15 protein-coding genes are annotated in these 20760 nt (G+C 53.8%); 2 read left to right on the top strand and 13 right to left on the bottom strand.

Annotated features, from left to right (window positions below):
• Positions 1–14: 14 nt before the first annotated feature.
• The 9 genes from ACFPQ4_RS08455 to ACFPQ4_RS08495 form a co-directional block, all read right to left on the bottom strand.
• Positions 15–1700, bottom strand: coding sequence for an extracellular solute-binding protein (locus tag ACFPQ4_RS08455; protein WP_378111349.1), 1686 nt, complete (start codon positions 1698–1700; stop codon positions 15–17).
• A gap of 230 nt (positions 1701–1930) precedes the next feature.
• Complete coding sequence (locus tag ACFPQ4_RS08460) at positions 1931–3943, bottom strand: glycoside hydrolase family 43 protein (protein ID WP_378111350.1); 2013 nt, start codon at positions 3941–3943, stop codon at positions 1931–1933.
• 48 nt (positions 3944–3991) lie between these two features.
• A complete protein-coding gene (locus tag ACFPQ4_RS08465) occupies positions 3992–6259 on the bottom strand; it encodes an endo-1,4-beta-xylanase (RefSeq protein ID WP_378111351.1) in 2268 nt (755 codons plus the stop codon).
• 45 nt (positions 6260–6304) lie between these two features.
• Complete coding sequence (locus ACFPQ4_RS08470; protein ID WP_378111352.1) at positions 6305–7198, bottom strand: ABC transporter ATP-binding protein; 894 nt, start codon at positions 7196–7198, stop codon at positions 6305–6307.
• Between the two features lie 7 nt (positions 7199–7205).
• Positions 7206–10079 carry an ABC transporter permease gene (locus ACFPQ4_RS08475; RefSeq protein ID WP_378111353.1) on the bottom strand — a complete coding sequence of 958 codons (2874 nt, stop codon included), beginning with the start codon at positions 10077–10079 and terminating at the stop codon, positions 7206–7208.
• 46 nt (positions 10080–10125) lie between these two features.
• Positions 10126–11181 (bottom strand): efflux RND transporter periplasmic adaptor subunit, encoded by a 1056-nt coding sequence (locus ACFPQ4_RS08480; protein ID WP_378111354.1) that lies wholly within the window; start codon positions 11179–11181, stop codon positions 10126–10128.
• A complete protein-coding gene (locus ACFPQ4_RS08485; protein WP_378111355.1) occupies positions 11144–11881 on the bottom strand; it encodes an ABC transporter ATP-binding protein in 738 nt (245 codons plus the stop codon). Before ACFPQ4_RS08485 ends, ACFPQ4_RS08480 begins: the two co-directional genes overlap by 38 nt.
• Positions 11882–12111: 230 nt before the next feature.
• A complete protein-coding gene (locus ACFPQ4_RS08490) occupies positions 12112–13392 on the bottom strand; it encodes a glycoside hydrolase family 27 protein (RefSeq protein ID WP_378111356.1) in 1281 nt (426 codons plus the stop codon).
• A gap of 124 nt (positions 13393–13516) precedes the next feature.
• A complete protein-coding gene (locus tag ACFPQ4_RS08495) occupies positions 13517–14401 on the bottom strand; it encodes a helix-turn-helix transcriptional regulator (protein WP_378111358.1) in 885 nt (294 codons plus the stop codon).
• A gap of 166 nt (positions 14402–14567) precedes the next feature.
• Here ACFPQ4_RS08495 and ACFPQ4_RS08500 point away from each other — a divergent pair, with 166 nt between their 5' ends.
• Together ACFPQ4_RS08500 and ACFPQ4_RS08505 are read left to right on the top strand one after the other, a co-directional pair.
• Positions 14568–16655, top strand: coding sequence for a DUF5050 domain-containing protein (locus ACFPQ4_RS08500; RefSeq protein WP_378111359.1), 2088 nt, complete (start codon positions 14568–14570; stop codon positions 16653–16655).
• 148 nt (positions 16656–16803) lie between these two features.
• Entirely contained in the window at positions 16804–17115 is a 312-nt protein-coding gene (locus ACFPQ4_RS08505; RefSeq protein WP_378111360.1) for a hypothetical protein, read from the top strand.
• A gap of 316 nt (positions 17116–17431) precedes the next feature.
• Here ACFPQ4_RS08505 and ACFPQ4_RS08510 read toward each other — a convergent pair whose 3' ends face one another.
• From ACFPQ4_RS08510 to ACFPQ4_RS08525, 4 genes are all read right to left on the bottom strand, one after another.
• A complete protein-coding gene (locus ACFPQ4_RS08510) occupies positions 17432–17740 on the bottom strand; it encodes a hypothetical protein (RefSeq protein WP_378111361.1) in 309 nt (102 codons plus the stop codon).
• A 135-nt stretch (positions 17741–17875) separates the two neighbouring features.
• Positions 17876–18913, bottom strand: coding sequence for a glycoside hydrolase family 53 protein (locus ACFPQ4_RS08515; RefSeq protein WP_378111362.1), 1038 nt, complete (start codon positions 18911–18913; stop codon positions 17876–17878).
• Between the two features lie 10 nt (positions 18914–18923).
• Positions 18924–19802 carry a carbohydrate ABC transporter permease gene (locus ACFPQ4_RS08520; RefSeq protein ID WP_378111363.1) on the bottom strand — a complete coding sequence of 293 codons (879 nt, stop codon included), beginning with the start codon at positions 19800–19802 and terminating at the stop codon, positions 18924–18926.
• Between the two features lie 15 nt (positions 19803–19817).
• Positions 19818–20711: an ABC transporter permease gene (locus ACFPQ4_RS08525; RefSeq protein ID WP_378111364.1), complete on the bottom strand. Its 894-nt coding sequence runs from the start codon at positions 20709–20711 to the stop codon at positions 19818–19820.
• Positions 20712–20760 lie beyond the last annotated feature (49 nt).

Consider the following 20760-nt stretch of genomic DNA (forward strand, 5'->3'; position numbering starts at 1 on the left):
GATGCGAGTGCCTGTTACTTCATATTGCGGCCTCTATTCGATAACCATTGGTTAACTTCGATTGTAATGCTGTCCCCGCCAAGCCGGAGCCATTCTTCTACGAATCGGTCGAATTCCTCGATCGGACGTCCAAGAATGATGTTGATATAAGTATCGAAAAGCAAATTATTCAGAATCGATTGCTTCTCGATCATCGTCTCCGTCGGACCGCCTGTGAAGCTCTCGTATAACAGCTGGTTATTTTTCTCGTATTGGTCGAGAATCGCGAATGCTCCCGAAGGACCGTACGTTCTTTCCCAGCCCCACCCTATGTCTTTATTCGCGTTTCCCGCCATATAGATATCTATATTCTTCTGAATGGCCTTGGCCTCATCCTTTAGGACCGATTGATTGCCGGTACGACGGGCATCGTCAAGCTGAAGGTACGCCTCCAAGTTTTTCTTGGGCGGAAACGGCGTCACGGGAGAAAGCTGCCACGCAGGATACGGGGTACTGTAATAGGTCTGATATTCGGCCGTAGCTCCCCAGTTCTTCTCCAAATGCAAATTGATCAGCTTCACGATCGCTTCGGGATGCTCGTATCCTTTTCGTACGGCTAAGTACTGGCTCGTGTTAAACGGCAGCGGCACCTTTGTCTGTTGGCCTGAGATAGAGACGATCGGAAACGCCTGCCACTGCGCCTTCGGATTTTCGCGGCTCGGTTGCAACCAAAATGAACTCCATTGCTCTCCATATGCGATCCCGATCTTTCCTTTTGCCACTTCACTCTTGACTTTTCTTCCGTCCATCATCGCGAATTCGCTGTCGATTTGACCGTCGCCATACAATTCTTGAAGCGCTTTTAACGCTTTTTTGACTTCTGGCTGAATGCCCCCGTAGACGAGACTTCCGGATGCATTCTTCAACCATAGGTTCGGATAGGCACCATATCCCGCCATGAAGTCCATTAACCCCGCCACGGGATCCCAAATATAATTCGTCACCGCAAGCCCGAACGTATCGTTCTTTCCGTTCCGATCCGGGTCACCCTCTGTAAACGCTTTCGAAATCGCGAGCAAATCTTCCATGGTACGCGGCGGTTGCAGTCCGAGGTTATCCAACCAATCCGTTCGGATCCATAAGTATTCCGCTCCCTCGATGGAAGAAGACGATTCCGGAATTCCCATCAGCTTTCCGTCGACCGTAGCCGCTTCGAACGGGCCGTTCCCTTCCTGGCTGAGGATACTTTTCGTGAACGGGGAAGCGTATTTGACGTAAACATCGGACAAATCTTGAATCAGTCCGGCGTTGCTAAGCTGTCTCAGCTGCTGCGCATTCACTCGCACGATGTCCGGGATTTTTCCGGTGGCAAGCGCAAAGCCAAGCTTTTGACGATATTGATCGCCTTGGGCCACCCAATCGTACTTGATTTGAACGCCTAGCTCCTGTTCATAGAGCCGGCTCCATCGGTTATCTTCAAGCGTTTCTCCCGGAAATTGCTTTAATAAATCGTCCAAGCCGCCTGTCTCTCTCACGAACGTGAGCTCGATCGGCGGATTATATTTACTTAGCGACGGGTCGCCGGATGCGATTTCATCCGTTCGCTGTTGTTCAGAAATCGGCTTCATATTCACGCCGTTATCTTGAAAGCATGACGTTAGAAGAACAATCGAGGATAAGGCGGTAAGAACCAGCCTGGCGTTGGATTTAACCTTTTTCATAGTCGCCTCCTGCACGAATGTAGCTTTAGGATATAACTTTCCTATTATAAATAAACCTATTATCCAAGCCAGCCAAAGATAAAACAAGATGCATTTCATGATTCTATTACCTGATCTTTACCTATTTGAGTTCGGGAACAACGAAAAAAACCGCACTTAACGTGCGGCTAAAGTCTGCCTTGCACAAACGATAGCGTAATGCGGCGCCTGCGATCTGAACTCTCTCTCTCCTATTCGCCGAACTGCCAGCTCAAAAGCTTGAACAGCTTTTCGCCGGTTGCACCTCTGAATACGAAGTATAAATGATGAGTGCCTTCCGCGCCCGAAACCTTCGTCGTAAATTCGGTCCAGGAGTCTTCGGCTGTCGGCAACACGGAGAGCGTTCCGATCAGCTTCCCGTCCGGAGAGTCAAGACGCAGTTCGATAGATGCGGGATCTTTCGCGCCGGATACCGAGGCGACGAACGTCGATGCCCCTTTGTCTCCGAAATCAACCTTGGACAAGGCGATCCAATCCGCATCGTCGATATCGGATACGACCATCTGCTGCTGTCCTCCTTCGCCGGCGAGCTTTTCCGTCGCGACTCCGGCGTTCCAGCCGATCGTAGCTGCCTCGACGCGGCGATAAGGATTAAACGACTTGATCTGCGGAACGCCTTCGTAATCCGCTTGAATCTCTTGTATGGAACCGTCTTCGCCGAAGGTAACCTTGTTCAATTGCGTGGAGCGGTAGCCCTTCGGAACGCCCATCGCCTTGGACAACGTCTGCGCGTGATACGCGATATACCATTCTCCGTTGAACTGGAACATCGAATGGTGATTGTTGCCGCCGACGCCGAAGAAGTGGCCGGGGTTTTTCAGGATCGTTCCCTGATACTTCCACGGTCCCATCGGATTGTCGCTCGTCATATACGCGATTTCACCTGCGGGGGGGCTTCCTTCCGGGCGGGTTCCGCCATAGAAATTGGAACAGTACGTATAATAGTAAGTGCCGTTGTATTTGTTGATACCGGCATCCTCGAACATGAACGGCGCCGGGATCATCTTCGCTTCGCCCAGCACGCTCGTCATATCCGGACCCAGTTCCATTACTCGTGCCGTATCCGGCATTTCGTCTTTGCCTTCCGGAATGCCGCCTCCGAAATAGAGATATGCCTTGCCGTCGTCGTCTACGAGCACCGCCGGGTCGAACAACCAGGTTACTCCCTCAACGCCTGGAGTCGATCTGGTTACTAACGCTTTGCCGATCGGATCTACCCAAGGTCCGGTCGGACTGTCGCTCGTCAATACGCCGATCCCGCTTGCGTTGTTGGCGAAATAGAGGAAGAATTTATCTTTGCCGTCTATCACTTTGTGCGCGGCCGCCGGCGCCCACGATTGCGTTGCCCATTTGGCCGCGCCTTGCGGGCCGGCAACCGGAATTTCCCCATGATCGGTCCAGTTGACCAAGTCGTCCGAGGAAATGACCGAAATTTTGTTGATATTGCTGTAAGTATTGTCTTTCACATTGCCATCGGCATCGTATTCCAGCACGTCGTTCGTCATGTACACATATACGCGATCCCCGAATACGAGAGCGTAGGGATCCGCGCCGAACTTATGGGATACAAGCGGGTTTCCGTTCGGCGGCAGCTTGCCGACCGCGCTGGCAGGCTGCGTGTAATTTACCTTGGCAGCCGCGCCGCTTACATCGTAGGCAGCGGTATTATTGCCGTTGTATTCGATCTCGAAATTACTCAATTTAATCTCCTCCTGATAGGTCTTCGATAATTCATTATTCAATCTTATCGTGATGGTCGCCAGTTCCTTGCTCGCGTCCCGGTTCGCATAGGCTATCGCCGAATCGTCGGCGTTACGGATCGTAAGCTCCGCAACGCCGCCCGTCTGATTGAACGTAGCCTGGGTTGACTGCAGATTGTTGCGATTCGGAGTGAAGCCGACGACCTCAAGCTCCGCAGGCATAACTACGGTTGCATGAATCCGATAGACCGGCTCGGTGTCCGGAAGTTCATCCATCAGTAAATGCAAGTCATAGGTCGTATTCTTTTCCATTCCAAGCTGAATGCCTTCTTCTTGAAAAGAAGCCATCGACACTTTCGGCGTATGGCTTCCTGCCGGTACGCCGTCGGTCAAAGCAGAATCGGAATTCGAATGATGAGACGAGATGACCATCCAGAGAAGGGCTGCTACGCAAGCCAGCACGAGCGAGAGAACGATCATGAGCTTCTTCTTGGTTAAAAACATAAGCGTCGGCCTCCCTCAACCGATAGAAATAAAAGCTTTCCATCTGCATTATTTCAGCTTCAGCTCTCCAAAGCCGGATGTATTCTGATACGATTGTCCGGACGTATCGCTCCAGATCGCGACGCTGTCGCGCGCGCCGTCGCCATCCTCGTCGTTGTTGACCTGCACGTCGAAGCCGATCGAATCACCGGCTATCGGCGCCGTGCCCGGCCAAGCGATGGAGGCTTCCACGATGTATCCGGTGTCCGTGCGTTTCACGGCGGATACGAGATTCCCTTTCAACGACTCCGGATTGACGGAGGGTTCGTTATCGAAGCTGATGCGATATTGACCGTCGTCCGGCTCAAAAGCAGTTGTCTTGGCATTGTTCGGGTCGATGAAGATTTCGATGGAATCCTGCTCCCACGCGTTCGCGCTCTTGTTCGACAGCTTCGAGTCGGTCACGGCAGCCAGCACGTACAGATGGCCGTCGTCCCACAGCGTCCGGACTCTGGCGGTCGATCCGCTTAAGCCGGTAACCCAGCGGTCTGTCGTTAATTCATGCGTGCCGTTCCACGCCGCTTCCATCTCGCCGTCGATGACGGGCGTTCCTTGCTTGGCCGCCGTTTCTAGCTTCGTTACGGCCACGACCGGCAAATTCTCCTTCGGCAACTTGCTCGGATCGACGAGCGCCCAGTACGCGTACTTCGCCTGAAGCCGTTCATCGAACAGCAGCGGCCAGTTGTTGCGTTTGACCGGGAAAGTTCTGAGCCATGTGTTCAAATCGTCTTTGCCCCAGAAAATAACGGCGCTGAGCTGATCCTTATGCTTCTTGAACACATCGAAGATTTCCTTATACCGATACGCCTGCCTAATTTGCAAGTCTTCCGGGAGCGTATCGTAGGCATCGGTGTCATTGGTATAAATGCTCATGTCCATTTCGGTAATCTGTTGATCGATGCCGAGATCCGTGAAAGCTTGAATCATTTGATCCAGCTCGAGCACCGACGGGTACATGATCCCGATGTGCGTCTGATGGCCGACTCCGTCTATCGGGACGCCTTTATCCTTCAGTCGCTTAATCAGATCGTGCAGAAATTGCCGTTTGTCCGGCATATTCGTGTTGTAGTCGTTAATGAACAGCTTGGCGTCCGGATCAGCTTCATGAGCATACTCGAACGCTTTCTCGATGAATTCCTCGCCCGCGATCTGGTACCATAAGCTGTTGCGTAACCCTCCCGGTTGTTTGTCGCCCGGCTCGATAACCTCGTTCACGACATCCCATGCGTATACTTTGCCTTTGTACCGGCCGACCTCTGTTTCTATATGCTTTTTCATCCGCTGGAACAGCACTTCTTTGCTCACCAAGTTGCCTTTATCGTCGTGGAACACCCAGTTAGGCGTCTGGCTATGCCAAATCAAGGTGTGCCCGCGGAAAGCGATACCGTTGTTCATGGCGAAGTCTGCGATCTGATCCGCCCGCGAAAAGTTGAATTGGCCTTCCCGCGGTTCGGTTGCGTCCCATTTCAATTCATTGCCGGCCGTCAAGCTGTTGAAATGCTTCTTGATCAACTGGGCATCGGGTCCGTCAGGAGCGTAGATCTCGTTCACGAGAAGCGCGGTTCCCAGTTTGAAGTCGTCTTTGAATACATCCTTGAGCGCCGGAATATCCTGCTGGACTTCGATCGGCTGCGGCTCCGAATTACGCTCGATCGTAAAATCGTCTACGTAAAAGTCGAGCGTCGGATTGGCGTTCGATTCGAAGTACACGGACAGCTTCTCCTCCTCCAAGAGGAGCTCGTAAGTAGCCGTCAGCTTCACCCATCCGCTTGCGGTTACGTTGTCGGAGGTGACGAATTCGTAAGTATCTTTGCCGTTGGTCGTCCGCTGAATCGACATCGTCACGGAGGAATCGGGCATCCCGGCAGGCAGCTTGAGCCAGGCCGAGAGCGTATAGGTTTTGCCTTTTTCCATGATCTGCGTCACATCGAGCTGCGGACCGTTCCAGCCTTCTTTTCTCCCAGTAACCTCCAAGCCGTATGCACCTGAATGAGCTGCGTCTGCAGTCGCCGTCAAGTTTTCAACGCCACCGCGTCCATACCAGCCCTGTACCGTGCCGTCCTCGAAGTCCGTAGCGATCTTGCCGGATGCTAGATCTACCGCCTGCTCCGTGCTAGCTTCCGCAATGGTCTGCGTTGCGATTCCTGCGGATTGGGTGGAGGCAGACGCCGATTCCGCGTCTTTCTTCTCCGGTAGCAAGCGGAATAATAAGTACGCAAGCACGATCACTGCGGCCAATCCTAATCCGATGATGAGCTTGAGCCGATTCGGTTTCATGAATACACCTCATCCTTTAATGATAGAGACTCGCCGGTAAGAACGTCAGCCTGTCTTCCTCTCTTCCGGCGGATACAGAATAATACGACCGTCCTCCATCTCGACGCGCACCTTATTGCTTCCTTTGAAACCATCCGCGTCGAGGTAGCCGGCCGGAATTTGCAGACGGCCTGCCTTGTCGATTACCGCGAACTCCATATGGCTCTCCGGATCATTATGGACGCTCTCCGCGCTAAGCTGAGCGAGTTCCTCGGCATACGATACGCGCCGGATCATCTCGGCGGACGTCTTGCCGTCCCGGATCTGGACGACCCGATCCACCTTGCGGGCCAAGAGCGGATCGTGCGTAACAATGACGATCGTAATGCCCATCGTCCGGTTCAGCGTCCGGAATAAATCCAACACCTGATTGGACGTCTTCGTGTCGAGCGAGCCGGTCGGCTCGTCGGCCAGTAGCAGCCGCGGTTCGTTCGCCAATGCGATGGCGATAGCCACGCGCTGCTGTTCGCCTCCGGATAGCTCGCTGAGCTTGTTTTTCATTCTGTGGCCCAGACCTACCGCTTCCAGAAGCTCAATAGCTAGGATCCGACGGCGCTTGCCGCGAAGCAGAATGGGTAGCTCCACGTTCTCCAACGCGGTCAAGTACGGAATCAGGTTGCGCGCGTTGCTCTGCCATACGAACCCGACCGTGTCCCGTTTATACTTTACGAGATCCCTCTCTCCGAACTTAAGTAAATCTTTGCCGTCCACGAGCAGCTTGCCTGCGGACGGCTTATCCAGGCCGCCGAGCATATTAAGCAGCGTCGACTTGCCGCTCCCTGAATTGCCGATAATCGCCATCAGTTCGCCGTCCGCGACATGCAAATCCAACCCTTGCAGGGCGACGACTTCGAGGTCTGCCGTCTTATAAATTTTGACGAGTCCGTCGCATTGAATCATAGGTAGGTTACTCCTCTCCCAGCTTCAGCGCCTGCGAGATCCGGATCCGCGAGAGGCGGTAGCCGAGAATGAGCAGTCCGATCGTCAGCATAATGCCGACGATGCTGTACAGCTGCACGTAATCGCTAAGCTGTTTCACAATAACGAACGGCGGCACCTGATCCAGCGTCGAGAATGACATTTCGAACAGAGGAACGAACATCTCGCTGATCAGATTACCGATAATGACGCCGATTACGACTGCAGCGCCGGAAGTGAGCAATTGCTCGCTTATGAGCATGCCGATAATCTGTATGAACGGTATGCCCATCGCACGCAGCACGCCGTATTGCAGCGTCCGTCCGGACAGGGTCAGCACCCAGAATAGGAGGAAGCCGAAGAAGCTGATCAGCATAGAGATTACGAATCCAAGCGTCATTACGCCGTTGATCGCCATCCGGAACGGATCGTTCTTAGACTCGACCAGTTGCTGCTTCGCGTCGCGGAATCCTGTAACCGGCAGCTTGTTCTCCGTCAGCTGATCATAGATCATCTGGTTAGAGACTCCGTCCTTCAGCTTCAGCCATACCTCGTACGGTTCGACGGCCAGCCGGTTCTGAATCGTGGCCAGATGGCCGACGATCAACTTCGGTTGCTCCGTCTTCTCGTCATTCCCGTCAGAGGCTGACGGGAGCGGATTCCAGCTCGGCCAGTAATCGATAATTCCGTAGACGGTGAACTGCGATTGGTCGAGACCGTCCCAAGAAACTCGAATCGGATCGCCTGGCTTAACCTTGGCCGTATCGGCGAGCGAGCGCGAGATGAGCACGGCCTTCGGATCGGGCGCAATCAGATTTAAATAGCTGTTGATGTGGTAATCGAGCAATCCGTTCTTCATCCACGCCGTTTTCCCGAAAGACATCGTATCGATTCCGAACAACGTCGTACTGCCGGAAGTATTCTTTGTACTGAATCGAGCTTTTTCCTTCTTGAACACTTTGGCGGCCGTCTCTACCCCTTCCAACTTCTGGTAAGGCTCGAACGGCGGTTCCGTGTACTGGACTCTCTTCGCTTCGGTAGAAACCGCTGCATCCGTCTGACTCGGTTGCCCTTGGTTGAATGTCGACGGCAAAGGCGCATCGTTCTCCCACCTAGTCGTCAGCGCAATCTCGCTGCCAACGGCGTACTTGATTTTGCTCTCCATGTTGTCATTGATCGTTCTTGCCGCATTCGCGCTGAAAAGGCCGGTCGCGACGGTCATGATCAGAAACACCTTGATGGTTAAATACTGCCCTGACGAACGGCTGATTTGAATCAAGGTGTGGTAAAGCGCCGGCGACCACCATCGGCGGCCAGCCCAAAAGACGAGGCGTATGAACCATGGATATACCCGCAGCACCAACAATCCGCCGCCGAGCGCGAATAAGGCCGGCATCAGGAACAACAGCGGATCGACCTGAAGCGCGTCGGAGTCAAGCGCCAGCCGCTTCAGATCCTCCTGACGATTGTTGAAGTTGTGCAAGAGATACACAGCCAAGCTGACAAGGATAATATCAAGCCCTGATTTGTGCCAGAACGACATCTTCGTTAACCGCGCCATCTGCTGCTTCTGGCCGACGATGCTGACTCTTGTAGCAAGGAAAGCCGGGATCAGAATCAGTACGATTGCGCCGCACACCGCGATTGCCGCTACCTTATAGGCACTGCTGGTCAAGCTGACCGGCAGCGCCGACCGGTTGACAAACTCCAGGAAGCCGTTCGCGGCGCCAAGTCCCTTCGTGAATTGAACGCCAAGGAACGGCCCGACAGCCAGCGCGCCTAATCCGAGAAGCAGACTCTCCATCGTATAGGCGGTCATAATCTGCAGACGGCTGGCACCGCGGCTGCGGAGAACGGAAATATCCGTCTTCTGCCTTTCGATAATCAAATTAGCGGCCATGTATAAGTAGAAAGCCAGCATCAGCATGACGGGACAATAGAGAGACAGCAGCATAACGTCAAGCTTGCTCTGCTTCCCTTGGAAGGAACTAATGGTCATGCTCGATGGAATTTCGAACTCTGCAACGCCGACCCGCCCTTTGAAATAACGGCGGATGTCTTTGTCCGCTTGGATATATTGGTCAACGCTGCCCACCTTCATCTGTTCGTAGTTCAAGGCGTAGCGCCATTCCATTTCGGCTACTCTCGTCTTGCCGCCTTTCATGAACTCCCGTTCAAACTGCGTGAACGGGATCAGGAAGCCGTCGCTGTCCTCATTCGTCAAATAAGGCAAATACGGATCGGCCTTCGGATCCGTTTCGATAATGCCGACCGGAATGACGCGGAATTTATCTTGTTTGCCGTCCGTCGTTTCCGCGACCAGCTCTTCTCCGAGATCTCGCTTCGCTTTTAACAGAAAGTCCTGCGTAACAAGCGCTTCGAAGATGCCGTCCGTACGGTCGACCGGCATCCGACCATCGATCAGATGCACGCGATTTTCCATACCGGATAACGATTTGATGGCGCCTGCCGTCTTCTGCTGCTTCTTCTCGAGCTCCGAAGCGTCGGCGCCGTATACCTTCATTAGCTGCGTGAACCGCTGTTGGTAGAACGATAGCGCATCCAGCCCCATTCGGCCCGGAATGGACCTAGCGAACTGGTCGGCCCGCTCGATCGTCTCTACCGTCTTCTTGTCCATCATCGATGAAGAATTGGACGTGCTGACCCGGATGAAGCCCGGATAAACGGCGCTTTCAGTCTGCATCTGTTGAAGCTCTTTAATCAGCGTCCGTTGCATAATGGCATCTGAGTAAAGCGGCATGGAGCTGAACAGGGCCACGCATACGGTAAGCCCGAACCATAGGTTCAGCTGCAGCCATTTGTTATTGGCCATCTTGCGAAGGATCATCGTCCATAAGGCCATACGTACACCTCATCCTTGCTCCCGACATCTGAGCACTCATAGTTCGTTAATTGTTCAGGATAACATTCTGGCCTTCCTTGAGCCCTTGAACGATCTCTACCTGAGTCGGCGTCGTCAACCCTACCTCGACGTCGACTTCCTTGCGGCGCTCGCCTTCTGCGACCTGTACATAGAATCGGCCCATATAAGTACGGACAGCCGAACGCGGAAGGACAATGACATTTTCCCGCTTCTGGAGCTCGATCGTCACTTCCGCGACATCGCCGACATGGACGCCTTCAGGCTGGTTATCCATACTCAGAATGATTGTCGTCTCGTTCTTCTCGGCTTTCGCTTTATCGTCGGTTGCAGGCGCGCTGGATGGTGACTGCAGTACTTTGCCTGTATAGTCTTTGCCCCTATACTTCAAGCTGATTGGCATTCCGACTTCCACGGAAGACAAATCCTTCGCATTCCCGGCCGCGTACGAAAGCTGCATGCTCGATGGATCGGCGATCGTGATAATGGATTGGTAGGTGTTGACCCCGTCTCCTGTTTTGAGCGAGTCGACGAAAATAACGGTCCCGCTGATCGGCGCGTACAGCTGAGCTTGCGAAAGTCGGTCCTCCATCGATCCATACGAAATGTTCTCCCGCTCAAGGTCGATTTCGCGGAGACGCAGATCGGTTTCATTCGCTCCTGACAATCGGGCTTGTTTATATAGGAGCTCCGCTCGCTCCACATTGAGCCGTTGCAGCTTAAGCTGAAGATCCAGATCGCCTGTCTCCAGCTCCGCCAGCAAGTCTCCGGCCTTCACCTGATCGCCGAGCTTTACGTTAATAGATTTCAGTCGTCCGCCGTTACCCTTGAACGAGAGCGTCTCGACTTTCGCGGATACGAAGGTCGCGTTGCCTTTCAGAGACGTTTGAATGCTCCCCATAGCCGCAACCACGGCGTCGAATTGCTCCTGCGCCGGTTGGATCAGCGGCGGCTTCAGCGTCTCCTCGTCGGGCAGCAGCGAGCAGCCGGCAACCGCCATCGACGCGGCCAGTAGAACGGCTATTCCCGCCGCGCGGGGAACGAGTTTAGACAAGCGGTGATTCGTTGGACGTGTACGATGCAATTTTTCCATCCTCCAATGCAATTACGTGATCGACTAGCTCCATAATGCCGGGGTCGTGCGTAGTCATTACGACCGTCATGCCGGAATGCTGCACGAGCTCCCGGAATACGCGCATTACCTGAAGTCCCATCCTACTGTCCAACTCGGCGGTCGGTTCGTCCGCGATCAGCAGATCCGGTTCGTGTACGATCGCGCGGGCGATCGCCACGCGCTGCTGCTCGCCTCCGGACAGCTCCGTCGGCCGATGCTTCATTCTCTCTCGCATGCCGACTCTCTCGAGCGCCCGCTCCACGGCCTCGCGGTTGTCTTTGAGCGACTTGCCCGCGATTCGCATCCCGAATTCTACGTTCTCGTAAGCGGACATTAACGGAACTAAGCCGAAGGACTGAAACACCAGTCCGATCTCCTTGCGGCGCAGCGCATTGCGTTCCGCGCTAGATAATCCAGTAATCTCCCTGCCGCGGAATACAACCTTGCCTTCCGTCGGTTCATCAAGCGAGCTAAGTATATTGAGCAGCGTCGTCTTGCCGGAGCCTGATCTGCCCTTAAGCGCTACCATCGAACCTGCCGGAATATCCAGATGGATGTCAGCCAACGCGGTGACGGCGGCATTGCCTTTGCCGAACACCCGTTTAATGCCTGTCGCCTGCAGAATCGTATTGCCGCTTGCTTCCCTTCGTCTTCCTTGCACTGCGGACACCGCGTTCCCTCCAAGCCGAGTTGTTACGTTCATTGCGATAAGAAATAGATAGTCCCAACTTCTTCGTTCCATAGGAAAAACATTAAAGGTTTCAAGAGGCAGCAACAACCTGCCGATCGCCTTGTAATTACCTGACGAGTTATAGGTATCTCATTCTCTGTACCAAAGGAAAAGCTGCCGTCAATTGACGGCAGCTTGATGATCTATCATTAGGCTTTAGGTAAATCAGGTCAATCCACGGTCAACTTGAACAACGCCGTGCCATGCGGTGGGATCGCCCTGCTTAATTCGTCCCGAAGCAACCCGGTTGCCACGCCCGTCCAAAGCTCCTTGGCGCTACCCCCATCATTCATTCCTAGGTCGGCAAGCGATACGGACACGTCGTCTGTCTCCTCGCCTGTGTTGAACAAGGCGACGTATCGTTCGCCGTCCGGTCCTTCGGCCGTCCAAACGACCTTGTTCCCGATACGACTTACTAGACGGGCACCGAAGCTATATCGATGCATATGCAGCACGTCCCGGTTCGTTAGGAGCGATAACGTCCACTCGTCGTTGTCGCGCATCTCTCCACCGAACATAAGCGGCGAGCGGAAAATCGTCCACAGCGTCATCATCGTCAGCTGCTCGTCGCGCGTAAAGTTCGTCCTATGATCCGGTTGGGAGTGGCGTACGCAAATTCGACCGAGCGGCAACATATCGCAATCCGGCCAGCAGCCCGGCTTCGGCCGTCCTTCCCACTGCTCGCATCGGTCGAACATATCGAGCAGGAGCGGCCAACGATCCCAGAAATCATCGGTAATCCGCCACAGGTTGGCATGGGTTTCGAAGAAATCGGCATGCTTCACAGGCGCCGGTCCCGGCGATAAGCTCAGCACCATCGGTCGGCCGGCGCGGTCGATCGCCTTGCGGATCAGTTCGATCTCCGCGAGATGCGTACCGCCGTGCAGCCAAGAATCCGCGATGTCGTCCACTTTGATGTAATCGACGCCCCATTCGGCGTAAAGCTCGAACAGTGAATCGTAGAATTCCTGCGCGCCCGGCTTGCTCGCGTCAACGCCGTACATGTCCGTGTTCCATCCGCAAAAGGAGTGCGTATGCGCGATGTCGCGCGCCGTAACGTTCGTCCCTTTAATAGGCGTATTGTCATGGACCGCTTGTCTAGGAATGCCGCGCATAATATGTATGCCGAACTTCAATCCAAGACCGTGCACGTAATCCGACAGCGGCTTGAACCCTCTGCCGTCCTTCGCCGACGGGAAGCGGTTCACCGCGGGAACGAGACGCGAGTAGCCATCCGTCTCCAGCCGGACGAAAGGACGGTAAAGATCGGAGACGGCGCCGGGCTCGTACCATTGAATATCGACGACGACGTACTCCCATCCGTGCTCCTTAAGATGCGCCGCCATATAATCGGCGTTGCCGCGAACTTCCTCTTCCTTTACGGTCGCGCCGTAACAATCCCAGCTATTCCAGCCCATCGGGGGCGTCGGCGCATAATCGTGATGCCGCATGTCGTACCTCCAGTATTCGAATAGTGAAGTCGATTGCACTTCGTCTTCATATTACGATCCGGAACAATCGCGTTGCTATAGTAATCTTGGGCGATACATAGCACAATATTGCGGTCCAATCACGCTAATCGAAAAATATCCGATTGTACATCATCTGCCCCTCTCCGGAACGGAAGCTCCCGGGCGTCCTTCCCGTCATTTTCCGAAACACCTTGATGAAGTAGCTACCTCCGGAATAGCCGATCTGTTCGGCGATACGCTCCACGCTCAGATCCGTTTGCCTGAGCAGCCGAATCGCGTGTTCTATCCGGACACGGTTAACGTAATCGCTTGGCGTAGCCCCGACCGCAGACTGAAATACCCTTAACAAATGGTATTTGGACAGTCCTAGCCGATCCGATAGCAGATCCAGGCTGATCGCGCTTTGGTAGTTGGCATCCAAATATTCCGCCGCAAGTCGTACTTTCTCCGGCCATTCGCCCCGTTCTCCCTGCGGAATCGCCGCGAATCGGCAAAGCTCGGACACGAACTGATACACATAGGAAGAAGCCGTAAAGGCTTCCGTTATTCGGCCGCCGTCCGCTTCGTTCCATATGTCGCGAAGCAGCCGAATAGGGCGGCTCGCAGGCGGCAAATAAGGCGCTTCGCCCAACCGACGTTTGGCGTCCTCCCAATTCGGTAGAATAAGCGCCGGCCGCATGAGCATGAATAGGAACGACCAACGATCCCCTCCCTCGGGAAAATAGTAACGGTGATCTCCGGGAATTTCAGCCATGATTGCCTGACCCGCTCCGATCCGATAAGTCGACGTCCCCAGCTCGAACAAGCCTTCCCCGTCTAACGTATATTGGAACAACAACAAAGGGCCGTCCGTTCTGGTCAATCCGTCCCATCGGTAACCCGTGTCCCGCACTTCGTCCCGTCCGACCGCGAACAAATTGCACATCGCCATAGGCTCGGGCATCGTAAACCGAAAACCGAACGTGCCTCTCGCGAAATCGGATGCCACGCCGTTCACTCCTTCCAGACCGGATGCGTATTTTTTGACAGCATAACAAATCCCCGTCGGAAAACCAACGAGGAATCCGTATGGCGAAAAAAGAAGGACTTCTCTCGATAATGCCGAAATATGGAAACTAGCTCCTATGTAACTAGAAGAGGATGGTCCATTTAACATGAGAAAAGCATTGCTGCTCGCGTTACTGCTCATTACCTTCATCCAGCTGGTTTCTACTATTCCACCTGTATCCGGGGCAGGTTCGAATAATGTTGGGGCGGCGCAGGCTTCCGGCGGGCTCGATACGCTAACCGTCGTGAAGACCGCGGACGGTTCCATATGGACGGCCGAAACCCCGAGCTGTTGGGGTGTGTTGCATAGGGATGACTACGTCAAAGTACAAGGACTGCAGCCTATCGCAAAAGTGGACTCCGGTTACTCCCATATTCTTGCCCTGTCCGACTCCGGGGAAGTATACGCATGGGGCTGCAACACCCAAGGCGAGCTAGGCCAAGGCAATCGGGTAGAGAACGGTAATCCGGTGCTCGTACCGGGGTTATCCCGCATTCGGGATATAGCGGCCGGACTCTATTCATCGGTTGCAGTGGACGAGGACGACACCCTATGGTTTTGGGGCGCGCCGAAGCTCTATTCGCCTCACCCCCTCAAGGGTTACCATCCGACTACGATTAGTGTAGATAGCAACGGGTTTAAGGCTACGATGAAGGATGGCACGCTTTGGTACGGCTCTTACGATAGTTACGACGACGAAATCGACATGTATCGAGTCGAAGGAGTTACCGATGCCGTTGCCGTATCTTCGGAAGCCAACTTTTCGTTGGTTTTGAAAAAAGACGGCACCGTATGGAACATCAAAGGCGGTAGATTGATCCCGATTCCAGGGCTTAATGACATTACGGCGATTTCCGCCGGCGACGGACGCGGACTTGCTTTGGATAAACAAGGAACGTTATGGTCATGGGAGCAGCCTAGACAAAGCCTTCTCGGCTTTGAAGATTCCGACGTTATCGATCCGATCTCGCCTAAGCGCGTTCCCGGACTCTCGAACGTCGTATCGTTCGATGCGGGTTATACGCATTCTTACGCCATAACGGCGAACCAAACGATGTACATATGGGGCAAGAGCCCGTTCACGGACAGCAAAATTTATCCCGGGACGATGGATGCTCCCACGCGCGTCCCTTTACCGAAATCTGAAATTCGGCTCCGGTCGCTGAACGAGCTTTTCAACTATGCGAGCATTAACGTCCAGAACGACGCCCTTTATTTCTATGACGATCTGACCTACTACGAGATGAAGCCGAAAAGTCTAATCGCACAATCGGTAGACGGGTTCGTTAACGGTCTCAACGTATACGGCACGAACAGCGTGGTCGCCAACCGCGTGCTATCGCAGGGCAAAACCATGGATCGTACGGTCGGCGATTGGATTTACTTTTACGAGCGGAAATGGAATGAACCGATGCAAGTTAAACGAATGAAAGCGGACGGAACCAAGGAAGCTATACTGATCCAAGCAAAAACCGTCTTTGAACGCCTTAAATTGGACTATCTGTCGGGCGACTGGATCTATTATCATGATGCCTCGCGCCAGGGCAGCACGATCCCCTTGCTGCGAAAGAACGTGAAGAGCGGCAAAACGGAAACCGTAATCGCCCGATTTTACGATTTCGGCAAAAGCGCCGTTCGCGTGCCATCCGCGGTTATGAAAAACTGGAACAACCTCCGCTACTTAAGCACGATCGACTTCGGCCCGCCGTATTTCGAGAACGACAGCATTTATTACGTTGCGGATAACGTCTTCTATAAGGCCAAACTCGACGGTTCTGGCAAAAAAAGCTTATCTAAGACGAACGAAAAAATAGCCTACGGCACCCTGACGATGGACAACGATTCGTTCTATTTCTGGGGGACGCCCAACAATATGTACAAAGCCGCGAAAGACGGAACGAAACTAGCCTCCATTGCCTCGAACGTCACGAAGGATACTTCGTTGCGATTCGCGATGGGGTTCGTCCAAGACGGCTGGCTCTATTATTCGGACAGCGATCTCTATAAAATCAAAACGGACGGAAAACAAAAGACGAAAATACTGGATGTAGCGGACAATGAACGCGCGGTGATCGCGCAATTCTTTAACGCCCAATACCGCATCGATGTTTACCGCACCGAACAAGGCAGCCTTCTTCGTTCCTATCTTTACGACGCGAAGAAAAATACGATGTCGCTAACCAGCTTCGACTAACCAAACCCATCCAAGATCCCGCGCAATGCGGGATTTTTTATGACGTTGTTAAGCTCGCGACAGCGGTCGACACCTTCTGCGTCCTCTATTCGCTAATATGGAACTGGGAGAGTAAACCAATAGAGTAGAAGAGGAGTGTAACCAACCTATGCAAATCAAGAAAAAAAGCGACATTACGTCCATCTTGGACAACTTCGAATCGATCGCAAGCTGGGACGCGGCCGGAAGCAAATTTTATGTGGTATTCGAGGACCGCGCTCGCGGCGGTCAATGGACGCTTATGAAGTACGGCGACGGCGGCCGGTACAGCATCCATGGGCTCGGCGCGAATTATCACGACGAGGAAGAGACTTTCTTCGAGGAGCAAGCGGGCGTCGTAGCCTTTCTGTGGGACAATCGCGCCGTCTACAATGCCGCCGCCAAGAAGCTGCTCCAAGAAGCGGCTGCCGGCGCGGAATAGCGGGATAGAATGGCATCGGGCCACACAACGGGCTGAATAACAACCATTCGCAGTTATTTCAATCAACAATCTAGCAAAGCTAAAAAATAACAACAATGCGCAGTTATTTCGGACGGAAACCCGCCTAGCGGGACTTTCTCCCTGAAATAACAGTCGTATTGTTGTTATTCGTTTAAGAAGCCGGGTTTCGCTCCAAATAACTATCGATTCGTCGTTATTTTGTCTGCGATCCTGAGCGAAGGGTATACCGTTCAAAAGCAATAAAAAAAGCCCGCCCCGCAAGGGCGAGCTGCTCATTCCTTATGCCAACATTCGCCTAGAACCAGCGCGACTTCCGATGACGATCCGCGCGGGATAGACGGCCTTCCTGCTGCAACTGCGGTTGCGCGTCTTCAGACAGCGTCAGCTTAACCGGCTGCGGGTCTTCATGCATGCGCTCCAGTTGGTCGATGCGTCCCCTAAGCTCCTTCAGATCTCGTTGCAAATCGTGCACCGTCTGCTCCCAATAATGAAAAGCTTGCTCGATCAGCCGCCTCCCGGCATCTTCGCTGAGCGCGTCGATCGCGTCCGTTCGTTCCGCGGGAACCGCGACCTCCGGTTCCGCCAATGCTACCGTTTCCAACATCGTTTGATCCTCGTGCACACGCATCGCTCCGATCCTCGCAAATCTAGTAGATTCAGAATATCATACTAGCAAACGCGAAGCGGTACATTCGACAAAGGTTCTGATCATATTCCACGAAACGAGCGGACGAATCTACTACTCTTTCAAAACTTCCATCGAGGCGAGCTTATTCCCCTCGAAATCGAACAACGTCAGATTCGACCAATTGTTCGGATGCCCGACCGACCAGTCCGGCTTCGAAGGAATCCAAGCGGGTTCCCACCAGTGGAAGCCTGCGCCGAGTCCGTCCGGCACGCCGCGGATAATCTCGAGGAAGTCGCGCAAATACGCCGCTTGTCCCTCAACCGTCGCCGGATAACCGGCATGCAGCTGGTCTTCTCGCTCGAAGATGAACGCACGCCCTTCCACCGGTTCAATCGTCCAAGGATACGCCGTCTCTACGACGTAGATCGGTTTGCCGTACGCCCGCGCCGTATTGTCCAAGTTCAACTTCAAATCCGCGAGCGTTCCATGCCACCAAGGATAGTAGGATTGTCCGATGACGTCGAAATCGACCCCGTGCAGCTCGAACCGGTCGAAAAACTTGCGCGTCGTAGCCCAATCTCCGCCCCGGTCGATATGAATCATGACCTCGGCGGCAGGTGCGCGAGCCCGCACCGCCGATACGCCCGCCTTCACCAGAGAAGTGAAAGCTTCCCACTGGGCATCCGTATCGTGCTCCCCGTCCACGCGGCCGTCGCCCCACAGCATGCCGGGCGTAATTTCGTTGCCGACTTGCACCATGTCGGGCAGCGCCCCCGCCACTCCGAGCGCGTCCAGCACGACAGACGTATACCCATGTACCGCGTCGCATAGCCCTTCTAAGTACAAGCCTTCCCAAGCTTTCGGCTTCCATTGGTTTGCCGGGTCGGCCCACTTATCCGAGTAATGGAAGTCGAGCAGGAAGTGAAGCCCCTTCTCTTTGATCCGCTTAGCCATCAAGACAGTGCGCTCCAAGTTGCAGAAGCCGCCCACCGGCTCGTTCCATATCCGCAGACGGATCGAGTTGACGCCGTTATCGCGCATAATATCGAGCACGTCGCGTCGCTCGCCGTTCTCGTAAAACGCTCCGCCCGCCGATTCGATTTCGTCGACGAACGAGATGTCCATTCCTTTTAGCCATTCGCGTGTCATCTTGTTGTCCTCACTCCTTCACCGATCCGATGACCAGTCCTTTAACGAAGAACTTCTGCAAGAACGGATAGATGATCAGGATCGGCATCGCTCCGATGAAAATTTGCGCCGAGTTAAGCGTCTTCTGAGACAGCAAGTCGAACTCTGCTTTACTGAAGCTAAGCGAGCTGAAGTCGCGCGAGATGATAACCGTCTGCAAATACGTCGCCAGCGGATAATCTTCCTTATGGCTAATATACAGCAAGCCGTCGAACCAAGAGTTCCAGTGCCACACCATCGCGAACAGTCCGAGCGTCGCAAGCGCCGGAAGCGACAACGGCAAGTAAATTCTGAACAGGATGCCGAACTGACTCGCGCCGTCAATGTTAGCTGCCTCTTCCAGCTCCTTCGGAATACCGCGGAAGAAGTTCATGAGCAGTATCGTCAGCCACACGTTGACCGCGCCCGGAAGCACGAGCACCCAGAACGAGTCCATCAGGTGCAGCTTCTGAATGACGATATAGAACGGAATAAGGCCCCCGTTGAAAATCATCGTGAAGACGAATAGCCACGCGTATACGGAGCGGCCTTTGAACTGATTGTTTTCTTTCGATAAGGCGTAAGCGGCAAGACTGGCAACGAACAAAATAATGAACGTGCCGATCAGCGTCCGCTTGACCGCGACCCATAGCGAACCGAGGAAGATCGGATTATCGATCGTCTTCTTGTACGCTTCAACCGTGAAATGAACCGGCCACAGGCCGACGATGTTCGCGTCCGCGGCCGCTTTGGCGCTGAACGAGACGGCTAACACGTGGACGAGCGGCACGATGCACATAAGCGCGAGAATGAGCAGCAGAGTCGTGTTGATTACGCTGAAAATGCGATACGGCGTTGTTTTATGGTACATGGCTCGTTCCCCTCCTTAGAACACCCGGTAGTTAGCCCAGCGGTAAGCGAGCCGGTACGAGATGACGATCAGAATCATGCTGATTACGGATTTGAACAGTCCGACCGCGGTTGCAAACCCGAAGTCCCCTTCTTGTATGGCCGTTCGGTAGACGAACGTATCGATAATATCGCCTTTGTCCAAGACGAGTGAATTGTAAAGGTTGAAAATCTGGTCGAAGCCCGCGTTCAAAATGTTGCCGAGCGACAAAGTGCCGACGACGATCGCGATCGGCATCAGCGACGGAATCGTAATATACTTCGTCTGCTTCCAGCGGCTGGCGCCATCCACTTCCGCTGCCTCGTACAACGCCGGGTTAATGCCAGCGAGCGCTGCTAGGAAGACGATAGTGCTGTAACCGAACTCCTTCCACACTTCGGAGACGACGACCGTGAAGCGGAACCAATTGCCATCGCCTAAGAAGAACACCGGCCCTAGGCCGACTTGAGCGAGCATACGGTTTACGAATCCTCCGTCCGTGGACAGGAAGTTAACGAGAATGCCGCCGAGAATGACCCAAGACAGAAAGTGAGGCAAATAGACGAGCGTCTGAATCGTACGGTTCAAGAAACGCTTGCGTACTTCATTGAGGAGAATGGCGAACGTAAAAGGTACCGCAAGGTTAAACACGATTTTGAGCACGGCGATAATGAACGTATTCCAGATCACTTGAATGCTGTCTTCCCGATCGAATAACGCATGAAAATGGTCGAGTCCGATCCAAGCCGATTTGCTGAATCCTAGCCATGGCTTATAGTCCATGAAAGCCATAGCGATGCCGGCCATCGGCACGTAGTTAAACACGATGAGAAACAATAGTGCTGGCAAGACCATGAGGTGGAAGGGCCAACTGCGTCTGAGCGATCTCACATTATCCTACCTCCAAGTGCTTGATAGAAGACGAGGCAGCCGACTTCCC

The organism is Cohnella yongneupensis (assembly GCF_042655785.1).
GTDB classification, from domain to species: Bacteria; Bacillota; Bacilli; order Paenibacillales; family Paenibacillaceae; genus Cohnella; species Cohnella yongneupensis.